The following is a 22458-nucleotide window of genomic DNA, read 5'->3' on the forward strand; positions in this document are numbered from 1 at the left end:
GTCTGGGCGCTGTCGTGCTTCGAAGCTTGTGCCGCCGTCACGGCTTCCGAGCGTCAGGCCATCGGATTCGGCAACGAAGTGAAGTGTGCGCCTCGGGACTCAATCCAGCAGGCCGTTGCGCATCGCGTACTGCACGAGCTCCGCATTGCTCGCGAGTCCGAGCTTCTCGAGGATGCGGACGCGGTAGGTGCTCACGGTCTTCACCGACAGGCACATCTGCACACCCACGTCAGTCAGCGACATCCCACGCACGATCTTCATCATCACCTGCATCTCGCGCGCGGTGAGCTTCTCGTGCGGTGCGCCTTCGCGCGCCCGATCCATCTGCATCAGAAGGTTGGCAGCGCTACGGGGCGAGACGTAGCGCCCTCCCCCCACCACGTGCCGAATCGCGGTCAACAACTCCTGCGGCTCGACGTCCTTCGACAGGTAGGCGTTCGCACGCGCCCGAAGCGCAAGCACCGCGTACTGCTCCTCCGGATACATCGACAGCATGATGACGGGCAGTTCGGGACGCTCGGCGCGGATCGATTCGAGCGTGTCGAGGCCGCTGCGTCCCGCCATGTTGATATCCATCAGCACGACGTCGAATTTTCCGCTGCGTATCTTCGCGAGCGCACCCGCCCCGTCGCTCGCCTCGTCCGCGACGTGGATGTCCGCCTCGTCCGAGAGCATCCGCCTCAGGCCGGAGCGGAAAATCGTATGATCATCAACGATCAGAAGTTCGATCATTGCTCCGTCGTCCCATATAACCCGGCACTGCCAAAAGCACGACTGTTCCCCCTCCGGCGCGCGCATGCACGTACAGCGAACCGCCAATATTGCGCGCGCGTTCGGCCATGCTCAACATTCCGATCGACCCCTCGCGCATCGAAGGCCGATCGATCCCCTTCCCATCGTCGCGGACCTGCATCTCGAAGCGCCCGTCCCGGCTGCGCACCCGCACTTCCACCGTTTCCGCCTGCGCGTGGCGCCCGATATTCGTCAATGCCTCCTGGAACACGCGGAAGCACTGCGTCGCGGCTTCCGCCGAGAGCTCAGGTTCCCCGCCTTCCACGGTGAATCCGACCAGGACCTCGTTGCGCCGCCCGAAGGCCTGCAACTCGCTGCGGATCGCCGCTACCAAGCCAAGCGTGTCGAGCATCCGCGGGCGAAGTTCGTCGGAAATCTGGCGCGCGGTGTCGATGGTGTCCTGGATCAGCGGCAGAAGCTCCTCGGTGATCTCGTGGATTTCTGCCAATGCGGGGTCGGTCGAGCGGCGCTGGATGCGGAAGACATCGAGCTTGATCGAACTGAGCATCCCGCCCAGCACGTCATGCACCTCGCGCGCCAGTTGCCCGCGCAACTCTTCCCTCGATCTGTTCAGATAGGACGCCAGCTCCCTCAACCGTCGGCGCGACCGGTGCAGGTCGAGGTCCCGTCGCACGCGGTCGCTGACATCGATCACGACCCCTGCCAGTGCCGGCCGCCCATGATAGTCAACCCGCGAACCATGGACCTCGATATGCACGACATGCCCGTCCCGGTGTCGGCAGCGGGTGAAATAGCGGATTGACGGCACACCCTCATACACACGCAGCCGGTAGTACTCCATCGCCTCGCCCACGAAGTCCGGCAGAACGAGTTCGCGAATCGACGTGCCGACGAATTCTTCCTGCGTATAGCCGAACATCGCAGCGAAGGTCGAGTTCACGTACTGGAAGCGTTCATCGAACACCAGGTACACACCCGCGAGCGACTGCTCGATGATGCCCTGAAAGGGAATGTCGCGGAATTCGATCTCGGGGCGATCGGGGAGCGCCGAAGGAGTGTCCGTGGGAGGCGTGGGGTGGTCCATGGGTTATCCAAACATTTCCTGCGGACGGACGTCAATGGATCCATGCACCAAGCCCAGGGCTTCCGCAGCTAGCCACTCATTATTCTTGGTCTTCATGAATCGCCCCTGGTTTCCTAGACGGTCTCGTTCTTCAAAAAATGCTGCCGCTCGAACTCTACCGGCGAGAACTGATCGGTGAAACCGCGGCGTCGTTGCGGCTTGTAGATCATGCGTGTGGATGTAGGTGATGTCGTGCTGGAGATGCGGACGAAAACTTGGACTATTGAGGAGATCATCCATGAATTCGTCCGCACCTCCCAGGGGGCAAAATTCGACTCACGCGGACATCCTGCCACCATCCGGCGCCATCGGCCGGAGCGGGGGGCGAACGCAGCCGCTGCGAGAGCGTGCGCCCCGTAGCGTCTTACACGCCCGGATGGGTCCAGCCTACGCCGCTTCACTCCCCGTCATCTACTTGCCCTCGTCAGCCAGCGCGCGCAAGCGTCGATACAACGTGCGCTCGCTAAGCCCGAGCTTCTGCGCGAGCTCCTGGCGATTGCCGCGGTGCGCCTTCAGCGCACCCATCAACAGCTCCCGCTCAATCTTTCGAATATCGATGCTCCCCCGGTCGCCCCCGGTTTCTCCCCGGGAAGTGACAGGCAGGTGGTCTCGTGACCGAGACTCGCCCATCCCTCGGAACTCGGCGGGAAGATCCTCGGGTTCGACCCGCTTGCCGTCGCACATCAGGCTCGCGCGCTCGAGCACGTTGCGAAGCTCGCGAACGTTGCCGGGAAACGGATAGGTGGAGAGTAGTTCCATTGCGGCATCGGACACCGTGACGCCCTGCTGCGGTGCCACCCGCTCGAGCAGCGACGTAACGAGGAGCGGCAGATCCTCGGGTCGTTCGCGCAGGGGCGGCACGTGGATCGGAAAGGTGTTGATGCGGTAATAGAGATCCTGCCGGAAACGTCCGTCGCGGATCATTTCCTGCAGGGGGCGGTGCGTTGCCGACACCAGCCGGATGTCGGCGTGCTGCAACTCGGTGGAGCCGACGCGGCGATAGGTTCCGGTCTCCAGCAGGCGAAGCAGCTTCACCTGCATGCTCAGCGGGATGTCGCCGACTTCGTCGAGAAAGAGCGTGCCGCCGCTGGCCGCCTCGACGAGCCCGGCCTTTCGCGAGACGGCTCCCGTGAAGGCCCCGCGTTCGTGGCCGAAGAGCTCGCTCTCGAAGAGCGTCTCCGTCAGGCCCGAGCAGTCGACGACAACGAAGGGATGTTCTGCCCTGCGACTCGCCTCGTGGACCGCAGCGGCGACGAGTTCCTTCCCGGTACCCGATTCCCCTTGCAGGAGGACGCTGGCATTCGAAGGAGCCACGCGGGCGACGAGCTCCAGCATGCGCTGGAAAGCTGGGCTGCGCCCGATCAGGCCGGAGCGGCCCGAGACGCCGCGGGCGACATGCAGCGGCTCTGTCTTCTCGACGAACCAGACGATCTCGCCGCTCGCATCGCGCAGCGGCGACAGCTCGATGTTCACGTACTCCTCGCCACGCGAAGTGTGATGCAGGTGCAGCACGCGCTCCCGATGCCCCGACGCAAGACTCATCGCGAGCGGGCAGGATTCGCCCGCCTGCTCGCACGGGACGGTGTAGTGGTGGGACACCTCGTAGCAGCGCCGCCCCACGACTTGCCGGCGATCGGGAAACGCCTCGCGGTAGGCGGCGTTCGCGGCCGCGATCCGGTAATTCCGGTCGAACACGATATGCGGCTCGGACAGACTCTCCAGAAAGGAGACCAGCTCCGGCAGGGGACGCACAGCATGTGGCATGACTGCCATCCTGACAGCTTCTAGATCGGCTTAGTCTGCCGTTATGGCAGCACCGAGGTCAACCTAATCCTGCCGCCCCCACGGCAAATCCTTGATCCACATCAAGGTATGGCTCGTTTTACCTTCTGGCACGTTTCTTGGTTTCTACCATTCCAAATGGACATGGAGAAACCGATGTCATGACTCCAGAAGACCGCGGCCTGCGCCGCGAACTCGTTCTTGTCATTGCCCTGAAACTCGCATTGCTGACCGCGCTGTGGTGGTTCGCCCTGCGCGACGTACAGGTCGAGGTCGATCCGCCGGCCGCCGCGGCCCGGTTCATCGCTCCGCACCCTGCGGACAGCGCGGATGCCCTCCGCACACCCCAACCGCCTGGAGATAAACATGCTCAGTGAGCAACTGGTCGACCTGTCGCGCCTGCAGTTCGCGGCGACAGCGATGTACCACTTCCTCTTCGTGCCGCTCACCCTCGGCATGGTCTGGATGCTGGTCATCATGGAGAGCGTGTATGTCATGACCGGGAAGGTCATCTACAAGGACATGACGCGTTTCTGGGGCAAGCTCTTCGGCATCAATTTCGCCCTCGGCGTGACGACCGGTATCACCCTGGAATTCCAGTTCGGCACGAACTGGGCCTACTACTCGCATTACGTCGGCGACATCTTCGGCGCGCCGCTCGCGATCGAGGGCCTGATGGCGTTCTTTCTCGAGTCCACCTTCATCGGGCTCTTCTTCTTCGGCTGGGACCGCCTCCCGCGCCGCCAGCACCTGCTGGTGACGATCCTGATGGCCGTCGGCACGAACCTCTCCGCGCTGTGGATCCTGATTGCCAACGGGTGGATGCAGAACCCGGTCGGCGCCGAATTCAACTTTCAGACGATGCGCATGGAACTGACCGATTTCTGGGCCGTTTTCTTCAACCCTGTGGCCCAGGGCAAGTTCGTCCATACCGTTTCGGCGGGCTATGTCACGGGCGCGATGTTCGTGCTGTCGATCTCGGCCTGGTATCTCCTGCGCGGGCGTGACGTCGAGTTCGCGAAACGCAGCTTCCGCATCGCCGCGGCGTTCGGGTTCGCGTCCGTGTGCTCCGTGATCGTGCTGGGCGACGAATCCGGCTATTCGATCGGTGAGGCGCAGCAGACCAAGCTCGCGGCGATGGAGGCGATGTGGGACACCGAGCCGGCGCCTGCGAGCTTCAATCTCATCGCGCTTCCGAATGAAGCGCAATTGAAGAACGACTTCGCCATTCACATTCCCTGGGTGATGGGCCTCATCGGAACCCGCTCGCTCGACAAGGAATTGCCGGGACTGAAGCAGATCCTGGCACACAACCGGGAACGGGTGGTCACGGGCATCGAGGCGGTGAAACTGCTCGAGCACCTGCGTAAGACGCCCGGCGACCCGAACGCGCGGGCAGCCTTCGACAAGGTGAAGCAGGACCTGGGTTTCGGCCTGTTGCTGCGCAAGTACGTATCCTCGATGGATCAGGTCACGCCCGAACTTATCGACCGTGCAGCACGCGACACGCTGCCGAAGGTGACCCCGCTGTTCTGGACCTTCCGCGTGATGGTCGCGCTCGGCTTCGCGATGCTGGTGCTCTTCGGCCTCGCGCTGTGGCACTCGGTGAAGGGCGATTTCGCCGAACGCCGGGGCCTCCTGAGATGGGCGCTGATCTTCCTGCCCGTGCCCTGGCTCGCGTGCGAGATGGGGTGGTTCGTGGCGGAGTACGGCCGGCAGCCCTGGACGATCTTCGGCGTGCTGCCCACGCACCTATCGGTATCGACCCTGACGGTGGAGAGCCTGTACGGCTCGCTGGCCGGCTTTGTCGGCTTCTACACGCTGCTGCTCGTCGTCGAGATGTACCTGATGGTGAAGTTCGCGCGCATGGGACCCAGCAGCTTGGGGACCGGCCGCTATTACGGCGAATCCGAACGTTCCACCGACGAAGGACCGCTCTCGCCGGCGGTGATCCCTGCACCGATTGCAGACAAAGCCCCAATCAAAGCCCCCCAGTGAGGAGACAGAAATGCTTGACTACGAAACGCTGAAAGTCATCTGGTGGCTGCTCGTCGGGGTCCTGCTCGTCGGATTCGCGATCATGGACGGCCACGACATGGGCGTCGGCACGCTGCTCCCGTTCGTCGGACGGTCCGACGAGGAACGCCGCGTCATCATCAACACCGTCGGGCCGCACTGGGACGGCAATCAGGTGTGGTTCATCACGGGAGGGGGCGCGATCTTCGCGGCGTGGCCGCTGGTCTATGCGAGTGCCTTCTCCGGATTCTACTGGGCGATGCTGGCTGTCCTGTGGGCGCTCTTTTTCCGTCCCGTGGGCTTCGACTACCGGAGCAAGATCGACAACGCCGTGTGGCGCAAAACCTGGGACTGGGGGCTGTTCGTCGGCGGTGCCGTCCCGCCGCTGATCTTCGGAGTGGCTTTCGGCAACCTGCTGCAGGGCGTGCCGTTCCACTTCGACGACCATCTGGTGCCCTACTACACGGGGTCGTTCTGGGGCTTGCTGAACCCCTTCGCGCTGCTCGCAGGCATCGTCAGCACGGCGATGATCACCTTCCACGGCGCAATCTACCTCGCCTACCGTACCGAGGGGGACATCGAGCGCCGATCGCGCCGCGCCGCAATCGTGTTCGGCATCCTGATGCTCGTCGCCTTCAGCGCGGCGGGGGTATGGGTCGCAAGAGGCAGCTTCGGCTACGCCATCACCTCGGTCATCGATCCGTCCGCTCTGCCCGACCCGCTGGCGAAAACCGTGACGGCTCAGGCGGGCGCGTGGCTCGACAACTACCAACGCGCTCCCGCGACGCTGATCGTGCCCGTACTCGCCTACGTCGCGGGGGTCGCGGCGCTCGTCCTGGTCGCTCGGGGACGCCACCTTGCTGCATTCGTCGCGTCATCCCTCGCCATTGTGGGCGTCATCGGGACCGCCGGCGTCTCGATGTTCCCGTTCGTGATGCCGTCATCGACGATGCCTAACGCGAGCCTCACGGTGTGGGACGCGGTCTCGAGCCAACGCACCCTCGGCATCATGCTGGTCGCAACGCTGATCTTCATGCCGATCATCATCGCCTACACCAGTTGGGCCTACAAGGTGATGTCGGGCAAGGTCACCGCCGCGTATATCCGCGAACACGAACATTCGGCGTACTGATCCGCCGCAACCGACAGGAGAACGACCATGTGGTATTTCGCTTGGGTGCTGGGAATCGGGTTCGCGGTTCTGCTCGCGATCCTCAATGCGATGTGGGGCGAGAACGAGGAAGCACGCAGCGTTTCGCGCCGGCCCGCATTGCCCGAGGGCGAGGAGAACTGAATCATGAGCGCGAGCGGCCATGGTGACCGGTCGGCCAAGCAGGCCGTTCACTCGGGCATGAATTTTCCCGCATTGCTCGCCGCCATTCTCATCATGCTTTTCATCACCGCGTGGCCCGGAGCGCTCACTACTGCCAAGGGAACGGCCGATCATTGGGCCGCCGCGGCGCTCTTCTGGGCCATGAGCGCCGGATTCGTTTCGGGCGTGGGATTCACCCCGCGCGCCGCAGCGTGGCGCCTGCTGTTTTCCGCACCCGCCTGCCTCGCGGGCATCGCCCTCGCCGCGGCACTCCTGCTGCGGTACTGAGGCGAGGGTGTTGCGAGTCTCGCCCGAACTTTTGTATATTAGCATGCGCTTATATTTTGACTGCGTCTCCGCCCGCACGGAACGCGGACTCAACCCCCTCAAGGAGTGGAACGTGTATTCAGTAACTGTTGAAGACAATCCGCAGATCATCGTGACGAGCGGCAAGCACGAAATCCGCTATGCCGTGAACGGATCGGATATGAATCCGCTGGAAGCTTTCTATGCGACGCTCGCAGGCTGTGCGGCCGTGTATGCGAAAAAAGCATGCAAGGAACTCGGCGTTTCGGCCGCCGGCATCCACATCGAGAGCCGTCCCTTCGCAGGGCCGAGAGGGCCGCTCACGCTGCACAAGTTCAAGACCGAAGTCAGCTTTCCGGAGGGCTTTTCGGACGAACAGCGTGCAAGGGTGCTCGATTCCATTGCGCATTGCGCCGTCAAGGAGATCGTGTCGGCGGGCGCCGAAGTGGAATTCGCCGTGATCGAAACACAGGGGGCAGCCGCAGTGGCGACGTGAATCGAAAGCGCCCGAGGCGGCTACGTGTGATCAGCGCGACAAGCGTAGCCGGGGGGACTAGCAGCATGCGGACATGCCCCTTGTCGAAGGTCCTTCCCCGGGTTGTATCCCCTTCCGCAGGAGGTGCCCGCCATGAGTCGCGAACCCGCTGTGCGAAATTAGTTGTCCGCACCACGCGCCCGTTGCAGATGCATGGCGGCGGCAGCATGAGGCTTCATGAAGTCACGCAGATCTCGCGCAGGCCCTTCAGTCGGCATCGCCCTGCTCCGGTCCGTGTTCGTCGACGACAATCAGACTCCCCGTCACCGCACGGCACACCATCCTAGCCCCCCATAGCGCTTACTCGAACAAGTCCTCGATGCCCCGAATCGCCGTGTCGCCGGTCATCGTCACCTTGGTCCAGACCTCCGCCTGAGTGAGCAGCTGGTCGGCGTAGAAGCCGGCAGTGGCGATCTTGTTGCGATAGAAGCGCTGGTCGCCCTCCTCCTTGTCGAGGTAGCCAGCCGCGGCCAGTGCAGCCCTGCCCATCATCCAGCCGCCGCAGACGACGACGGCGAGATTGAGGTAGGGAACGGCCGCGGTCAGCACGGCGGAGGCATTCGACCTGGCGTTGCCCAGCACCCACTCGGTGGCGTCGGACCATGCCTGCGTGGCGGCCAGTAGATGCCGGCCGATGACGCGCAGTTCCGGGCGGGCGGACGCCAGCAGGTCCTTGGCCGTGCCGCGCACCTCGCCGAAGACGACCTTGGCGGTGGCGCCCTGGTCGCGCATCAGCTTGCGGAAGATCAGGTCATTGGCCTGGATGCCGGTGGTGCCCTCGTAGATCGTCGTGATGCGGGAGTCGCGCCAGTGCTGCGCGGCGCCCGTCTCCTCGATGAAACCCATGCCGCCATGCACCTGGATGCCGAGCGAGGTCACCTCGACCGCCATCTCCGTGCCACCGGCCTTGACCACGGGAATCAGCAGTTCGGCCAGGAACAGGTCGCACTTCTTCTGCTCCGGGTCGGTGCCGGCGTGGGCCCGGTCGAGCAGGCCGGCGGTGAAGTAGGTGACGGCGCGGCAGGCTTCGACGCGCGACTTCATCAGCATCAGCATGCGGCGCACGTCCGGATGCTTGTCGATGCTGACGAGCGCCTCGCCGGTTACCGCATCGCGGCCCTGCTTGCGTTCGCGGGCATAGCCGAGGGCTTGCTGGTAGGCACGCTCGCCGAGGGCAACGCCCTGCAGGCCGACGCCCATGCGGGCCTCGTTCATCATGATGAACATGTACTCGAGGCCGCGGTTCGCCTCGCCGAGCAGATAGCCGACGGCGCCTCCGTTATCCCCGAAGGCCATGACGCAGGTCGGGCTGGCGTGGATGCCGAGCTTGTGCTCGATTGACACGCAGTAGGCGTCGTTGCGCTCGCCGAGCGAACCGTCGGCATTGACCAGGAACTTCGGCACCAGGAGGAGCGAGATGCCCTTCACGCCGGCGGGGGCGTCCGGCAGACGGGCGAGGACGAGATGGACGATGTTGTCCGTCATGTCGTGGTCGCCGTAGGTTATGAAGATCTTCTGGCCGAAGACGCGGTAGCTGCCGTCGGCCTGCGGCTCGGCGCGGCTGCGGATCAGGGCCAGGTCGGAACCGGCGTTGGGCTCGGTCAGGTTCATCGTGCCGGTCCACTCGCCGGAGATCATCTTCTCCAGGTAGGTGGCCTTCAGCTCGTCGCTGGCGCAGGTCAGCAGCGCGGCGACGGCGCCGCCGGTCAACATCGGGCCGAGCGAGAACGAGAGGTTCGCGGACGCCGCCATTTCCTTCACCGCGATGCCGAAGGTCTCCGGCAGGCCCTGCCCGCCGTACTGCGCCGGCGAGGCCAGGCCGTTCCAGCCGGCCTCGCAGAAGGCCTTGTAGGCTTCCTTCCAGCCGTCGGCGGTGACCACGCCGTCCGGCCCGAGCTTGCAGCCCTGCATGTCGCCGCTGCGGTTGAGCGGCGCCAGCACGCCACTGGCGAACTTGGCCGCCTCCTCGAGGACGGCGTCCGCCATGTCGGGCGTTGCTTCCTCAAAGCCGGGCAGCGCTGCGATGCCGTCGAGACCGACGAGCTCGTCCATCGCGAAGCGCATGTCTTTCACGGGGGCGATGTAATCGCTCATAGTAGTGTTCCCTCTCTCTGTCGTTATCTATTCAGATGCTTTCGAAGATGCCGGCGGCACCCATGCCGGTGCCGATGCACATGCTGACCATCCCGTACTTACCGCCGGTACGGCGCATGCCGTGCAGTAGCGTCGCGGTACGGATGGCGCCGGTGGCCCCCAGCGGGTGGCCGAGCGCGATCGCGCCACCCAGCGGGTTGATCTTCGACGGATCGAGGTCGAGCTCCTTCATCACGGCGAGCGCCTGCGCGGCGAAGGCTTCGTTCAGTTCGATCCAGTCGAGGTCTTCCTTGCGGATGCCGGCCTGCTGCAGCACCTTCGGGATCGCGACGATCGGGCCCACGCCCATGATCTCCGGCGCCACGCCGCCGACGGCAAAGCCGGCGAAGCGGGCGAGCGGCGTCAGGTTGTGCTCCTTCAGGACCTTCTCCGAAACCAGCATCACGGCGCCCGCGCCGTCGGACATCTGCGAGGCGTTGCCCGCCGTGACCGAGCCCTTGGCATGGAAGACCGGGCGCAGCTTGGCGAGCTTCTCGACGGAAATGTCCGACCGTGCGCCTTCGTCGTCGGTCGGCGTGCGATCGCGCTGGCGGACTTCGCCGGTCGCGAGATCGGGCTTGTAGTCGCGCACCGTGAAGGGGGAGGTCTCGGCCTTGAAATGGCCGGCGGCAATCGCCGCGCAGGCCTTGCGGTGGGACGCCTCGGCGAAGGCATCCTGCGCCTCGCGGCTGATTCCCCACTGCTGCGCGACCTTCTCGGCGGTCAGGCCCATGCCGTAGGCGATGCCGATGTTCTCGTCGGAGAAGAAGGCCGGGTTGGGCATCACCTTGTTGCCCATGATGTTGGACATCGCGGTCATCGACTCGGTACCGGCGGCGATCATCACGTCGGCGAGGCCGAGACGGATCTGGTTGGCGGCATCCGCCACGGCCTGCAGGCCGGAGGAGCAGAAGCGGTTGATCGTGATGCCCGGGACGGTATTCGGCAGGCCGGCGAGCAGCGCGCCGATACGGGCGATGTTCATGCCCTGCTCGGCTTCGGGGATGGCGCAGCCGACGATGACGTCGCCGATGCGGGCCGGATCCACGCCCGGCGCTTGCGCGACCACCGAGCGGATGGCGTGGGCCAGCATGTCGTCCGGGCGGGCGTTCCTGAACATGCCATTGCGCTTCGCGACCGGCAGGCGGGTCGCGGCGACGATGTAGGCTTCCTGAATCTGTTTGCTCATTTGGGTATTCCTCGTCGGCCGATCAGTTGCGGAGCGGCTTGCCGGTTTCGAGCATGTGCTGGATCCGGGCCTGGGTTTGGGGGTTCTTCAGCAGCTCGACGAACAGCCGGCGCTCGACCGCGAGCAGCCAGGCCTCGTCGACCAGGCTGCCGGCATCGACCTCGCCGCCGCACAGCGCGACCGCCGCAGCGCGGGCGACCTGGTAGTCGTAGGCGGAAATCATCCCGCCGTCGCGCATGTTCACCAGCGTCATCTCCAGCGTCGCGATACCGCCGCGACCGGCGACCGGCACGGCCCGTGCCGAGGCGCGGGGCGCGTAGCCGGATTCGGCCAGCGCACGCGCTTCGCGGAGCGCGACGTAGAGCAGCTCGTCCGGGTGGAACAGCACGGTGTCGGTCGTGCGGGCGAAGCCGTAGTCCACCGCCTCCGCGGCGCTCTTCGAGACCTTGGCCGTGGCGATGTTCATGAACACCGGTTGCAGGAGGGCCATCAGCTCGGCCGGGGTCGCGGTCCGCCCCGCCCATTCCGCCGCCTGCAGCGCGAATTCCTTGCAGCCGCCGCCCGCCGGAATCAGGCCGACACCGGCCTCGACCAGGCCCATGTAGCTTTCCAGCGCCAGCACGCGGCGCGTCGCCTGCATGGCGAACTCGCAGCCGCCGCCGAGGGCCATGCCCTGGACCGCTGCCACCACCGGCACCGCCGCGTACTTCAGCGTCTGGCCGGCCTGCTGGAAGGCGGCGACGTAACCGTCGAGCTTGGCGAAATCGCCGGCCGCGCATGCCTCCGCCACCTGGGCCAGGTTGGCGCCGACCGCGAACGGCGGATGGTGCCAGATGACCAGACCGGCGAGGCTGTGCTCGGCCTGGCGGACGGCCGCGACCACGCCTTCCACCACTTCGGAGCCGATGGCGTGCATCTTGGACTTGAAGGAGAGGATGCCGATGCCGGCATCGACCGCCGGCAGGCGCCACAGGCGGACGCCGTCGTTCTCGAACAGCGTCTCGCCGGATTGCTCGGGCGACCGGGAGCCGTCGCCGAGGACGGCCTCGGGGAAGAGCTGGCGCTGGTAGACAGGGAGCTCCGAACGCGGCACATAGGCCTTGCGGCGCGGCGACCACGAGCCCTCCGGCGTATGCACGCCGTCACGCCCGTCCAGCACCCAGGCCGGCAGCGGCGCGTCGCTCATCGTATGGCCGGCGGCAATGTCGGCGGCGATGGCCCGGGCAATGTCCGCCCACCCGGCGGATTGCCAGGTTTCGAACGGCCCCTGCGCCCAGCCGAAGCCCCAGCGCATCGCGAGGTCCAGATCGCGGGCATTGTCGGCGACCGATTCGAGCTGCACGGCCGCATAGTGGAAGACGTCGCGGAAGATCGCCCACAGGAATCGCGCCTGCGGATCCTTCGAAGCGCGCAGCGCGGCGAAGCGGCTGGCCGGGTTCTTGTCCTTCAGGATGCCCGCCACGTCGGCGCTCAGTTCGCCGGTCGAGGGGCGGTAATCCTGCAGACCGACATCGAGCACGTGGATGTCCTTGCCGACCTTGCGGAAGATGCCGCCCTTGGTCTTCTGGCCCAGAGCGCCCTTCTCGATCAATTGCTCCAGCCAGGCCGGGGCGTTGAAGTGCGCATGCCACGGGTCGTCGGGCAGCGTGTTGTGCATGGTGCGCACGACGTGGGCCAGGGTATCCAGGCCGACGACGTCCGCGGTGCGGTAGGTGGCGCTCTTCGGACGGCCGATCTTCGGCCCGGTGAGGGCGTCCACAACGTCGAAGCCGAGCTCGAAGCGCTGGGTGTGGTGCATCACCGCCAGGATCGAGAAGACGCCGATGCGGTTGGCGACGAAGTTGGGCGTGTCGAGGGCGCGGATCACGCCCTTGCCGAGGCGCGAAGTCAGCCAGGTTTCCAGCGCGTCGAGCGTGCCCGCATCCGTCGTGCGCGTCGCGATGATCTCCACGAGGCGCATGTAGCGCGGCGGGTTGAAGAAGTGGATGCCGCAGAAGCGCGGACGAACGTCCGCCGGCAGCGCCTGCGACAGCGCGTCGATCGACAGGCCGGAGGTGTTGGAGGCGACGATGGCAGCGGGCGAGAGGTGCGGCGCGATCTTGCCGTAAAGCTCGTTCTTCCAGTCCATGCGCTCGGCGATCGCCTCGATGATCAGGTCGCAGCCGGCGAGCTCGCCGAGATGCTCGTCGTAGTTGGCCGCCGAGATCAGCTTCAGCGCCGCCTTGTTGGCGATCGGCGCCGGCTCGAGCTTCTTCAGGCCGTCGATGGCCTTCCTAACGATGCCGTTCTTGTCGCCTTCCCTGGCGGGAAGGTCGAAGAGGACGACCGGCACGCCGGCATTGGCGAGGTGGGCCGCGATCTGCGCCCCCATGACGCCGGCGCCGAGCACGGCGGTTTTCTTGACTTGCAGTCTGTTCACGCGATGGTCTCCTGGTTTGCGAGGGCCGTCAGGCGGCCAGCTGTTCGCGGATGAATTTCTTGTTGATCTTGCCGACGCTGCTGCGCTCCAGCGTGGATTCGGCGGGCAAGAGCGGGGTCTCCGGATAATTGGAATCGCCTGACGACATGCGATTTGCGCCTTAACCAGGCTTCCCGCATCGACAGAATATTGCTGTGTCGAACCAGGCGCCGGGCGATCCAATCCAACCAATCTTTGGATTTCACTGGCGATTCTATGAACGATCCGTTGTGATGCCGATCACCGCTTACGCCTAAAAACTTGCATAATCGGCCAATATCGTGATGCGACGCACAACGCCATGACCCCGACCGAAATCTCTGCCGGCACGGTACCGATGTCCTTCGTCCTGAATCTGCTGGGCGGCACGCCGCCCGATGCACAGGCGGAAGCGCTGGCGCGGGCGGGGATCGCTCCGGTCCTGCTCGAGGCGGAAACGGCCAGGGTGACCACCGAACAGTTCGCCACCCTCTACCGGCAACTGGCCCGCCAGCTGGACGACGAATTGCCGGGCATGTTCTCCCGCCCCGTGCGCTCGGGCTCGTTGAAGTTTCTCTGCCTGAGCCTGATGGACTCTGCGACGCTGCAGACCGCCCTGTTCCGCTTCACCCGCTTCTTCCATCTGGTCCTGGACGACTTCGGCATCGAGCTTTCTCGCCAGGGCGAGCTCATCCGGATGGCCCTGATACCGCAGGCGCCTCAGGCGGCGGCCAATACCTTCGGGCAGGAGATCATGCTCAAGCTGATCCACGGCGTGGCCTCGTGGCTCACCGGCCACCGCATGACGCTGGCGCGCGTCGACTGCAGTTATCCACGCCCGAGCCACGCATCGGAATACGGTTTTCTCTATCCGGGCCCGGTGTCTTTCGAGCAACCGGTATCAGCGCTCTACTTCGAGGCCTCCCAGCTGGCGACCCCGATCCGTCAGGATCGACGGTCGCTCGCCCAGTTCCTCGCCCGGGCCCCCGGCGACTGGATGTTCGTGGCCTTCGAGAAGCACCCGACCAGCCAGAAGGTCCGCGAGCACTTACGCCCGCGTCTCAGCCATCCGATCACCGCCGCCCAGACCGCCAGCGCCCTGCACCTGTCCTTGCGCACCCTGACCCGCCGGCTGGCAGCGGAAGGCACCACCTTCCAGGCGATCAAGGACGAACTCCGCCGCGATGCGGCGATTCAACTGCTGACGAAGACCGATACCCCGATCGCCGTCATCGGCCAGGAAATCGGCTTCGAGGACCCCAACACCTTCCATCGCGCGTTCCGGAAATGGACCGGCAGCACGCCGGGCGCCTATCGCCCGAAGTGAATCGCACGGGTTTCGCGAAGGCCGTTTTGTTTGAGTCAGGCAGCAATCGCCTGCTCAGTTCGACTGCGGTCATAGTTTGCCGCGGCTTCAGCAGGCCGAATGTACCCGATCGGCTCAAGCAACCGATGGAGGTTGAACCATTAGACCCATTCGAGCGTGGCCAACGCGACCGCTTCAACGCTTTTCCAGGGACCGCGCCGGTGGATGATCTCCGCCTTGTACAGTCCATTGATGGTCTCGGCCAGCGCATTGTCGTAGCTGCCGACCGACCGCTCGACGCCCTCTTCGGCCATTCGCTCGCTGTAGCGGAATTAGGCGCAGCCAATGGGGCGATTCAAAGCAAAGGGGTGGCCCTTGCTGGATTGGAAGATTCGGTGAGGCTCGCGCCGTTGCAACGAATTGCGCGAACGGCGCCCGATGCGCGACCTGGGCGTGAATGCAATTCCGGACGGAAGCGCGCGGAATCCGGCGTGAGGAATGGCCGGGTTCTGCATCTACCCTCGCCTCACCGCACCTGCTCGAACTGCTCGCGCAGGCTCTCCACGGTGTCGCGCTCGCCGCGCACGTGGAAGAACGCGCCCTCGTCCTCCGCGCGCTCCTCCAGCACTTCGCAGTTCGCGTAGATGTCCTTGCGCCATTGCTGCGCGGACCAGGGAAGGAACAATTCGGCGGCGACCAGATCCTGCTGGAAGAACGCGACGATCTTCTGCCGCAGCTTCGCGACCTCGTCGGGGCGACGGGCGCTCATTACGACGCAGTCGGGATACTGCGCCCGCAGGGCTGCTTCGCATTCCGCTTGCGCGTCGGCATCGCCGACGTGGTCAATCTTGTTGAAGACGCGCAGGCGCGGCAGGACGTCGGCGCCGATCTCCTCGAGCACGTGGTCCGTGACCTCCAGCTGGCGCTGGAATCCCGGATCGCTGGCGTCGATGACGTGGAGCAGCAGCGATGCGTCCAGCGCTTCGTCGAGCGTCGATTTGAACGACGCGACGAGCCCGTGCGGCAGGTTCTTGATGAAACCGACGGTGTCGCTGACGAGCACCCGCGGCACGCTTTCCGGGTAGAGAACGCGCACGGTGGTGTCGAGCGTCGCGAAGAGCTTGTTGGCGACGAGCACTTCGCTGCCGGTGAGCGCCCGCATCAAGGTGGACTTGCCGGCGTTCGTGTAGCCGACCAGCGCAACCCCGGCGAGGCTCTGGCGCCCCTGCCGTCGCGCACGCTGCGTCTTGCGCTCGACCTCCATCGCGTCGATTTCCTCTTGCAGCTCGGCGATGCGGTCGCGCACTTTGCGCCGATCGAGCTCGGTGTGCGACTCGCCGGCCCCACGGCCGCCGGTGCCGCTGCGCTGGCGCCCTTGGGGCCCGGCGAGCTTCGCCGCTTCGCGCAGGCGCGGCGCCATGTAACCGAGGCGCGCGATCTCGACCTGTGCGCGGGCGGCGCGCGAGCGCGCGTTGCGATGGAAGATTTCGAGGATGACCATGGTGCGGTCCATCACCTCGCAGCCCACCTCGACTTCGAGGTTGCGCGCCTGCGACGGCGAGATCTCGTGATCGACCAGGATCGCGTCGATCTCGTGAGCGCTGCTGCCATCGACGTACTCGCGGATCTCCTGCCGCTTGCCGACGCCGAGGTAGCCGTTCGTGTCGAAGCCGGAACGCTTCTGGACGAAGGTGTGGACGACGGTCAGCCCCAATGTCTTTGCGAGTTCGCGCAGCTCGGTCAGCGACGCCTCGAACTCGACGTCGCTCACATTCGGCAGTTGTACGGCCGCGACGACGGCGTATCGGGGGGTTTCCTGGACTTCCCTTTGCATTTGGAGATGCGTCCCTTGAGTGAGCAAGACCGGATAGTACACGTGGGCACGCCCGGCCCGTCGAACTCCCGTGTCTCGCCGGCCAACTCGGTGCCGGTGTTATCCCCGAACCTGATCACTCGCTAAATCGCGCTTCGGATGACCCCAAAGGACGTATCCTTGCGACCTTCCCGATTCGGTCGAACTCCGCAGTGCGGTTCCGCGTGCGCGTTCCTTTCCCTATCCGCCCGCAACTGGAATCCCATACCGGAGCCTCATTCCCATGATCACCCTCAAGGACGTCACCCTCCGCCGCGGCGCCAAGGTGCTGCTCGACAGCACCTCCGTCACGCTCAATCCCGGCGAGAAGGTCGGCCTGGTCGGGCGCAACGGGGCCGGTAAATCCTCGCTGTTCGGCCTGCTCAACGGTACGCTGCATGAAGACGCAGGCGACTTTCACATGCCCGCGGCCTGGCGCATGGCGCAGGTCGCGCAGGACATGCCGGAAACCAGTCAGTCTGCCACCGACTTCGTGATCGAGGGCGATACGGCCCTGCTCGCCGCGCAGCAGGAAGTGGCGGCCGCCGAGGCCAGCGACGACGGCGAACGCATGGCCTACGCTTACATGGCGCTGCACGACGCAGGCGCGCACGACGCGCAGGCCCGTTCCCAGGCGTTGATCCTCGGGCTCGGCTTCAAGACCACCGAACTGTGCAACCCGGTGAACAGCTTCTCCGGTGGCTGGCGCATGCGCCTGCAACTGGCGCGCGCACTGATGTGCCCGTCCGACCTGCTGCTCCTCGACGAACCGACCAACCACCTCGACCTCGACGCGCTGGTCTGGCTCGAAGCGTGGCTCAAGCGCTACGCGGGCACCCTGGTCGTCATCAGCCACGACCGCGAATTCCTCGACGCCATCACCGACGTCACGGTGCACATCGACAACCACAAGCTGACGCGCTACGGCGGCAACTACTCCACTTTCGAGGACACCCGCGCCCTGCAGCTGGAGTTGCAGCAGAACGCCTACGCCAAGCAGCAGGACAAGATCGCCCACCTGCAGAAATTCATCGCCCGCTTCAAGGCCAAGGCCAGCAAGGCCAAGCAGGCCCAGAGCCGGGTCAAGGCGCTGGATCGCATGGACAAGCTCGCGCCCGTGCTCGCGAGCGCCGACTTCACCTTCGAGTTCAAGGAACCGCAGAACCTGCCCAACCCGATGCTGGCGATGGAAGACGCGTGCTTCGGCTATCCGGCGCCGGAAGGCTCCCCGACCGGAACGCCGCCGACGGTGATCGTGCGGGGTGTGAACAAATCCGTGATGGCGGGCGAACGTATCGGCATCCTCGGCGCCAACGGCCGCGGCAAATCCACGCTGGTGAAGACCATCGCCCGCGACCTCGCCCCGACCAGCGGCGTCGTCACCGAAGGCAAGGGGCTGCGCATCGGCTATTTCGCGCAGCAGGAACTGGACGTGCTGCGCCCCGAGGACAATCCGCTCGAACACATGGTGCGCATGGCCCGCGAAGGCCTGCCGGCGGGCCAGAGCGGTCGCGAGCAGGATCTGCGCACTTTCCTGGGCACCTTCAACTTCAGCGGCGACATGGTGCAGCAGCCGGTCGGCACCATGAGCGGCGGCGAAAAGGCTCGCCTCGTGCTGTGCATGCTCGTGTGGCAGCGCCCCAACCTGCTGCTGCTGGACGAACCGACCAACCACCTCGATCTCGCCACCCGTGAAGCCCTGGCGATGGCGCTCAACGAATTCGAGGGCACGGTGATGCTGGTCTCCCACGATCGGGCCTTGCTGCGCTCGGTGTGCGACGAGTTCTGGCTGGTGGCCCGCGGCGGCGTCGAACCCTTTGACGGCGACCTCGACGATTACCAGCAATACCTGCTCGACGAAGCCCGCCGCGCCCGCGAAGAGCTTAAAGCCTCGCTCAAGAGCCCGAAGCACGAGCCAGTGCCTGCGCCGGTTGCCGTCAACCGCATCAGCCCCGAGAAGCTCAAGAACCTCAAACGCGACTTGGGCAAGCTGGAGCAGACGATCCTGGAAGTCCAGGCGCGCAAGCACGCCACCGAAGCCCGGCTCGCCGGCTCACCATCGGTGCAGCAAATTGCCGAACTGGGAAAAGAGCTGCAGCAAATCGAAGAAACCCTGAACGCCCATGAGGACAGCTGGCTGCAGCTTTCGGAGGAGATCGAAGCGGCAAGCGGGGGTTGACCTCCCTACCTTCGCACTGATCAGCGGGGCTTGCGGAAATCGTCCTCGAGCCACGCATTCGCGCTCGCCATCGTCAGCTTGAACCCCGCATCCACGCGCAACCGCGCGAGTTCTTCGCCCGCAGCGTCGTAGGCGCCCAGCAAGGCGTGGGGGTCATATTCGTCGGGAACGATGTCGAGTGTGACGATGACCGGGCCGAACTCGGTGTTCAAGGTGAGCTTTTTGTGAAGCGTTGCATGCAGCTGTTGCTCGTGGCGGCGCAGGACTTCCGAGGCGGTCTTGACCAGTGTATTGAAGGCAGCGGCGTCGAGGGGCTTGGGATTTTTCTTGTCACGCCCCATGGTCCAGGGCCCGACCAGCGCGGGCTCCGGCTCGCCATCCTTGATCATTTCGACCGCCCAACCCTCATCGTCGATGTTCTTGATGACGCGGGCCGTCCAGCCGTCGTCGCACCACAGGCGGGGCTCTTTTACCTGAGCCGCAGCGTCTTCCACCGGGGCTTCATTCATTGCATTCGAGGTCATGGACGGATTTTACGTTACGACGCGAATCGCGGTTGGACGCAGCAAGGGTGTAACCTGACCAGTTTCGCCCGCACTGTGGCGGGTGTGCGAAGTCGAAGCCGCACTGGAGCAGATTGAAGACATGAGAACGCCAAGCAGAATCGAGCCGCTGGTGACCGACGGCCTCGTCGACCGCGTCACGCGTCAGTTGATGAGCGGCAAGGAGGCGATGGTCTTCGTTGTCGAGTGCGGCGACGAAGTGCGTTGCGCGAAGGTCTACAAGGAGGCCAACAAGCGCGCCTTCCGCCAGGCGGTCGACTACACCGAAGGCCGCAAGGTGAAGAACAGCCGGCAGGCGCGCGCGATGGCAAAGGGTTCGCGCTATGGGCGGCAGGAGCAGGAGGCCGCCTGGCAGAGCGCCGAAGTCGATGCGCTGTATCGACTCGCCGCGGCCGGCGTGCGCGTGCCGACGCCGTACAATTTCCACGAGGGCGTGCTGCTGATGGAACTGGTGGCCGATGCGCACGGGGAACCGGCGCCGCGGCTCAACGACATCGTGATGAGCGAAGACGACGCGCGGCGGCATCACGCGTTTCTCGTGCGGCAGGTGGTGCGCATGCTGTGTGCCGGCATCGTTCACGGCGATCTGTCGGAATACAACATCCTGGTCGATGCGGACGGGCCGGTGATCATCGACCTGCCCCAGGCCATCGACGCGGCGGCCAACAACAACGCCAGCCGCATGCTGGAGCGGGACGTCGACAACCTCGCCGCCTATTTCGGCCAATTCGCGCCCGAGCTTCTGGTGACCGATTACGGCAAGGAAATCTGGTCGCTCTACGAGTCCGGTGCGCTGCAGCCCGACAGCGAATTGACCGGGCATTTCAAGCGTGACGAGAAGCCCGCGGACCTCGATGAAGTGATGCAGGTCATCGAAGCGGCGAGGGTCGAGGATGCCGCACGGCGCGCGCGCATGGCGGGCGACGATGCGTCATCTGGCCCGTTTTGAATTGACGGCGCTCCGGATTTTTCCACTCCCGACCGGCACCGAAACGGGGACGGGGTCATGATGCCAGCACCGGGCAAAGCGGCAATTTCTCTGCCAAAGCGGCTGTGCGTCATTTTAGCTGTCTAACGGCGGCACACTGAGTGCGGCGGCCACCGGAATTGCGATGCAAATTGGTCGGAGGCTGGATTATCCAGCCACGGGACGAGGAGGGTGAGCGGAAAAATCACCGACTGCGTCAGCAGGTACTGCTTGTCGCGTTTCGGAGGCGTGACCGCGGCTGGCGGCACTGTCATCAAACTCTCGTTTCGGTTACAGGCACGCGTTTTTGCAGAACGTGCGGCACTTACCACCTGACGGTGGCCCGTACCGCACGCGATGCGGCGCCGATTCTTACTTCGAGGCCTTGAGTGTGTTGTAACTGGTGATCAGGTTGCGATAGTCCGGGATATGGTTCGAGAACAACGCGCCCAACCCCTCGATGTCGTTGCGCCAGTCACGGTGCAACTCGCAGGCGACCCCGAACCAGGTCATCAACTGCGCACCGGCGGCCGACATGCGGTCCCAGGCGGAGTGACGCGTCACGTCGTTGAAGGTGCCGGACGCATCGGTCACCACAAAGACCTCATAGCCCTCCTCCATGGCCGACAGCGCGGGAAACGCGACGCAGACTTCCGTCACCACGCCGGCGATGATCAGCTGCTTCTTGCCGGTGGCCTTCACCGCCTGCACGAAGTCGGCGTTGTCCCAGGCGTTGATCTGGCCGGGCCGGGCGATGTAGGGCGCCTCCGGGAACGTTTCCTTGAGCTCGGGCACGAGCGGGCCGTTGGGGCCGTCCTCGAAACTCGTGGTCAGGATCGTCGGCAAGCGGAAGTACTTCGCCAGATCGGCCAGCGCCAGCACGTTGTTCTTGAACTTGTCGGGTTCGATGTCGCGCACCAGAGACAGCAGGCCGGCCTGGTGGTCGACCAGCAAGACCGCCGCGTCGTTCTTGTCGAGGCGTACATAGGGGGTGCTCATATTTATGCTCCTTTCTCTCTCAGGGGAATCGACCGCCCCGCTCCGGCCGCAATGATCGGCAAGAGGGGGCGGCACGGGTTGGCGCGCGGCGAGGTCGCCACGCGCCGATTCGTCAGCACCGCGTTTCCGCAGCGCTTGGGTTGCCCCTCGCATCCGGGACATCTTGCACGTCGGTCGGGCGCGAAATCACGCCGAAGCGGTCCGCGTTGAAGTCGGCGACAGCCTGAGCGATCTCCGACTCGTCATTCATCACGAAGGGGCCGTGCCCGACAATCGGTTCGTCTATGGGCTCGCCGCTCAGCAGCAACAACACCGCGTCTGTGTTCGCTTCGACGAATGCATCGACGCCGGTCCTGTCTAGCACCGCCATCTGTGCTGCGCGCACGACCGCGCTGCCATTGACGAGCACCGAGCCACGCAGCACGACCAGCGCCGCCGTCCATCCCGCAGGCACGGGCAGCTCGACCGCACGGCCCTCGCTGATGCGCAGGTCCCAAACGTTCAGCGGCGTGAACGTTCTCGCCGGGCCGCGTCGACCTTCGAACTCGCCGGCGATAATCCGCGCGGAGCCCGCACCAGCGGCAAGATCGACCACCGGAATCTGATCATCCAGGATCGCCTGATAGCTCGGCGCGCTCATCTTTGAGCGGGACGGCAGGTTCACCCACAACTGCACCATTTCGAGCTCGCCGCCGCTGCGCGAAAATGCTTCGCCGTGATACTCCTCGTGCAGGATGCCTGCCCCCGCCGTCATCCACTGCACGTCGCCCGGTCCGATCACGCCGCCCTCGCCGGTCGAATCGCGATGCGCGACTTCGCCCTTGTAGACGATGGTCACCGTCTCGAAGCCGCGATGCGGATGCTGACCCACGCCTCGCGCGCGTTCGGTCGCATCGAATCGGGCGGGACCGGCGTAATCGAGCAACAGGAAGGGGCTCAGCTGCTTGCCGTGACTTTGGTAATTGAACAGCGAGCGCACCGGAAAACCGTCCCCGACCCAATGGGC

General features: G+C 65.0%; 20 protein-coding genes and 1 pseudogene. 9 read left to right on the top strand and 12 right to left on the bottom strand.

Annotated elements, in window-relative coordinates; genetic code table 11:
* Positions 1–99: 99 nt before the first annotated feature.
* From ToN1_RS01210 to ToN1_RS01225, 4 genes are all read right to left on the bottom strand, one after another.
* Positions 100–732 carry a response regulator gene (locus ToN1_RS01210; protein ID WP_121428569.1) on the bottom strand — a complete coding sequence of 211 codons (633 nt, stop codon included), beginning with the start codon at positions 730–732 and terminating at the stop codon, positions 100–102.
* Complete coding sequence (locus ToN1_RS01215) at positions 710–1837, bottom strand: PAS domain-containing sensor histidine kinase (RefSeq protein WP_210147960.1); 1128 nt, start codon at positions 1835–1837, stop codon at positions 710–712. The genes ToN1_RS01210 and ToN1_RS01215 overlap by 23 nt, the downstream gene beginning before the upstream one ends.
* Before the next feature lie 3 nt (positions 1838–1840).
* The gene (locus ToN1_RS01220) at positions 1841–2116 is read right to left on the bottom strand and encodes a hypothetical protein (RefSeq protein ID WP_169207282.1); all 276 of its coding nucleotides are present in this window, start codon (positions 2114–2116) and stop codon (positions 1841–1843) included.
* A gap of 171 nt (positions 2117–2287) precedes the next feature.
* Positions 2288–3640, bottom strand: coding sequence for a sigma-54 interaction domain-containing protein (locus ToN1_RS01225; protein ID WP_169207281.1), 1353 nt, complete (start codon positions 3638–3640; stop codon positions 2288–2290).
* 179 nt (positions 3641–3819) lie between these two features.
* Between ToN1_RS01225 and cydP the strand changes: the two genes are divergently transcribed.
* The 6 genes from cydP to ToN1_RS01255 are packed head-to-tail and all read left to right on the top strand — an operon-like array spanning position 3820 to position 7788.
* Complete coding sequence (gene cydP, locus ToN1_RS01230) at positions 3820–4035, top strand: cytochrome oxidase putative small subunit CydP (protein ID WP_169207280.1); 216 nt, start codon at positions 3820–3822, stop codon at positions 4033–4035.
* Positions 4025–5656: a cytochrome ubiquinol oxidase subunit I gene (locus ToN1_RS01235; protein WP_169207279.1), complete on the top strand. Its 1632-nt coding sequence runs from the start codon at positions 4025–4027 to the stop codon at positions 5654–5656. The genes cydP and ToN1_RS01235 overlap by 11 nt, the downstream gene beginning before the upstream one ends.
* A gap of 10 nt (positions 5657–5666) precedes the next feature.
* On the top strand, positions 5667–6806 hold the full coding sequence (gene cydB / locus ToN1_RS01240; RefSeq protein WP_169207278.1) for a cytochrome d ubiquinol oxidase subunit II: 1140 nt from the start codon (positions 5667–5669) through the stop codon (positions 6804–6806).
* A gap of 27 nt (positions 6807–6833) precedes the next feature.
* Positions 6834–6968 (top strand): cytochrome bd-I oxidase subunit CydX, encoded by a 135-nt coding sequence (cydX, locus tag ToN1_RS01245; protein WP_169207277.1) that lies wholly within the window; start codon positions 6834–6836, stop codon positions 6966–6968.
* 3 nt (positions 6969–6971) lie between these two features.
* Positions 6972–7274 (top strand): cyd operon YbgE family protein, encoded by a 303-nt coding sequence (locus ToN1_RS01250; RefSeq protein ID WP_169207276.1) that lies wholly within the window; start codon positions 6972–6974, stop codon positions 7272–7274.
* Positions 7275–7284: 10 nt separating this feature from the next.
* Complete coding sequence (locus ToN1_RS01255; RefSeq protein WP_210147961.1) at positions 7285–7788, top strand: OsmC family protein; 504 nt, start codon at positions 7285–7287, stop codon at positions 7786–7788.
* A gap of 339 nt (positions 7789–8127) precedes the next feature.
* Here the strand turns inward: ToN1_RS01255 and ToN1_RS01260 are convergent, their stop codons facing one another.
* Genes ToN1_RS01260 through ToN1_RS01270 form a run of 3 tightly spaced genes read right to left on the bottom strand, consistent with a single transcriptional unit; the run spans position 8128 to position 13568 of the window.
* Entirely contained in the window at positions 8128–9921 is a 1794-nt protein-coding gene (locus tag ToN1_RS01260; protein WP_169207274.1) for an acyl-CoA dehydrogenase, read from the bottom strand.
* Positions 9922–9952: 31 nt separating this feature from the next.
* Entirely contained in the window at positions 9953–11149 is a 1197-nt protein-coding gene (locus tag ToN1_RS01265; protein ID WP_169207273.1) for an acetyl-CoA C-acyltransferase, read from the bottom strand.
* A gap of 22 nt (positions 11150–11171) precedes the next feature.
* Entirely contained in the window at positions 11172–13568 is a 2397-nt protein-coding gene (locus ToN1_RS01270) for a 3-hydroxyacyl-CoA dehydrogenase/enoyl-CoA hydratase family protein (protein ID WP_169207272.1), read from the bottom strand.
* A 340-nt stretch (positions 13569–13908) separates the two neighbouring features.
* On the opposite strand from ToN1_RS01270, the gene ToN1_RS01275 reads away from it, so the two are divergent.
* Positions 13909–14913, top strand: a complete 1005-nt coding sequence (locus ToN1_RS01275; protein WP_169207271.1) for an AraC family transcriptional regulator — start codon at positions 13909–13911, stop codon at positions 14911–14913.
* Between the two features lie 35 nt (positions 14914–14948).
* Here ToN1_RS01275 and ToN1_RS24645 read toward each other — a convergent pair.
* Positions 14949–15221: pseudogene (locus tag ToN1_RS24645) on the bottom strand (integrase core domain-containing protein); the annotation flags it as partial.
* Positions 15222–15418: 197 nt separating this feature from the next.
* Complete coding sequence (hflX, locus tag ToN1_RS01285) at positions 15419–16726, bottom strand: GTPase HflX (protein WP_169207270.1); 1308 nt, start codon at positions 16724–16726, stop codon at positions 15419–15421.
* A gap of 262 nt (positions 16727–16988) precedes the next feature.
* Between hflX and ToN1_RS01290 the strand changes: the two genes are divergently transcribed.
* Entirely contained in the window at positions 16989–18923 is a 1935-nt protein-coding gene (locus ToN1_RS01290) for an ABC-F family ATP-binding cassette domain-containing protein (protein WP_169207269.1), read from the top strand.
* Positions 18924–18943: 20 nt separating this feature from the next.
* On the opposite strand, the gene ToN1_RS01295 is transcribed toward ToN1_RS01290, so the two are convergent.
* On the bottom strand, positions 18944–19447 hold the full coding sequence (locus ToN1_RS01295) for a hypothetical protein (RefSeq protein ID WP_169207268.1): 504 nt from the start codon (positions 19445–19447) through the stop codon (positions 18944–18946).
* A gap of 121 nt (positions 19448–19568) precedes the next feature.
* On the opposite strand from ToN1_RS01295, the gene ToN1_RS01300 reads away from it, so the two are divergent.
* The gene (locus tag ToN1_RS01300; protein ID WP_169207267.1) at positions 19569–20435 is read left to right on the top strand and encodes a PA4780 family RIO1-like protein kinase; all 867 of its coding nucleotides are present in this window, start codon (positions 19569–19571) and stop codon (positions 20433–20435) included.
* Between the two features lie 390 nt (positions 20436–20825).
* Here the strand turns inward: ToN1_RS01300 and ycaC are convergent, their stop codons facing one another.
* Together ycaC and ToN1_RS01310 are read right to left on the bottom strand one after the other, a co-directional pair.
* The gene (ycaC, locus tag ToN1_RS01305) at positions 20826–21452 is read right to left on the bottom strand and encodes an isochorismate family cysteine hydrolase YcaC (protein WP_169207266.1); all 627 of its coding nucleotides are present in this window, start codon (positions 21450–21452) and stop codon (positions 20826–20828) included.
* Between the two features lie 112 nt (positions 21453–21564).
* The gene (locus tag ToN1_RS01310) at positions 21565–22431 is read right to left on the bottom strand and encodes a pirin family protein (protein WP_244860932.1); all 867 of its coding nucleotides are present in this window, start codon (positions 22429–22431) and stop codon (positions 21565–21567) included.
* Positions 22432–22458: the final 27 nt, after the last annotated feature.

It is taken from the genome of Aromatoleum petrolei, from assembly GCF_017894385.1.
GTDB lineage: Bacteria > Pseudomonadota > Gammaproteobacteria > Burkholderiales > Rhodocyclaceae > Aromatoleum > Aromatoleum petrolei.

Coding starts and splice junctions, on each gene's coding strand:
- ToN1_RS01275 (WP_169207271.1), top strand. CDS start 13,909: ATGACCCCGACCGAAATCTCTGCCGGCACGGTACCGATGTCCTTCGTC.
- ToN1_RS01250 (WP_169207276.1), top strand. CDS start 6,972: ATGAGCGCGAGCGGCCATGGTGACCGGTCGGCCAAGCAGGCCGTTCAC.
- ToN1_RS01300 (WP_169207267.1), top strand. CDS start 19,569: ATGAGAACGCCAAGCAGAATCGAGCCGCTGGTGACCGACGGCCTCGTC.
- hflX (WP_169207270.1), bottom strand. CDS start 16,726: ATGCAAAGGGAAGTCCAGGAAACCCCCCGATACGCCGTCGTCGCGGCC.
- cydB (WP_169207278.1), top strand. CDS start 5,667: ATGCTTGACTACGAAACGCTGAAAGTCATCTGGTGGCTGCTCGTCGGG.
- ToN1_RS01215 (WP_210147960.1), bottom strand. CDS start 1,837: ATGGACCACCCCACGCCTCCCACGGACACTCCTTCGGCGCTCCCCGAT.
- ToN1_RS01225 (WP_169207281.1), bottom strand. CDS start 3,640: ATGCCACATGCTGTGCGTCCCCTGCCGGAGCTGGTCTCCTTTCTGGAG.
- ToN1_RS01295 (WP_169207268.1), bottom strand. CDS start 19,447: ATGACCTCGAATGCAATGAATGAAGCCCCGGTGGAAGACGCTGCGGCT.
- ToN1_RS01235 (WP_169207279.1), top strand. CDS start 4,025: ATGCTCAGTGAGCAACTGGTCGACCTGTCGCGCCTGCAGTTCGCGGCG.
- ToN1_RS01265 (WP_169207273.1), bottom strand. CDS start 11,149: ATGAGCAAACAGATTCAGGAAGCCTACATCGTCGCCGCGACCCGCCTG.
- ycaC (WP_169207266.1), bottom strand. CDS start 21,452: ATGAGCACCCCCTATGTACGCCTCGACAAGAACGACGCGGCGGTCTTG.
- ToN1_RS01290 (WP_169207269.1), top strand. CDS start 16,989: ATGATCACCCTCAAGGACGTCACCCTCCGCCGCGGCGCCAAGGTGCTG.
- cydX (WP_169207277.1), top strand. CDS start 6,834: ATGTGGTATTTCGCTTGGGTGCTGGGAATCGGGTTCGCGGTTCTGCTC.
- ToN1_RS01210 (WP_121428569.1), bottom strand. CDS start 732: ATGATCGAACTTCTGATCGTTGATGATCATACGATTTTCCGCTCCGGC.
- ToN1_RS01260 (WP_169207274.1), bottom strand. CDS start 9,921: ATGAGCGATTACATCGCCCCCGTGAAAGACATGCGCTTCGCGATGGAC.
- cydP (WP_169207280.1), top strand. CDS start 3,820: ATGACTCCAGAAGACCGCGGCCTGCGCCGCGAACTCGTTCTTGTCATT.
- ToN1_RS01220 (WP_169207282.1), bottom strand. CDS start 2,116: ATGGATGATCTCCTCAATAGTCCAAGTTTTCGTCCGCATCTCCAGCAC.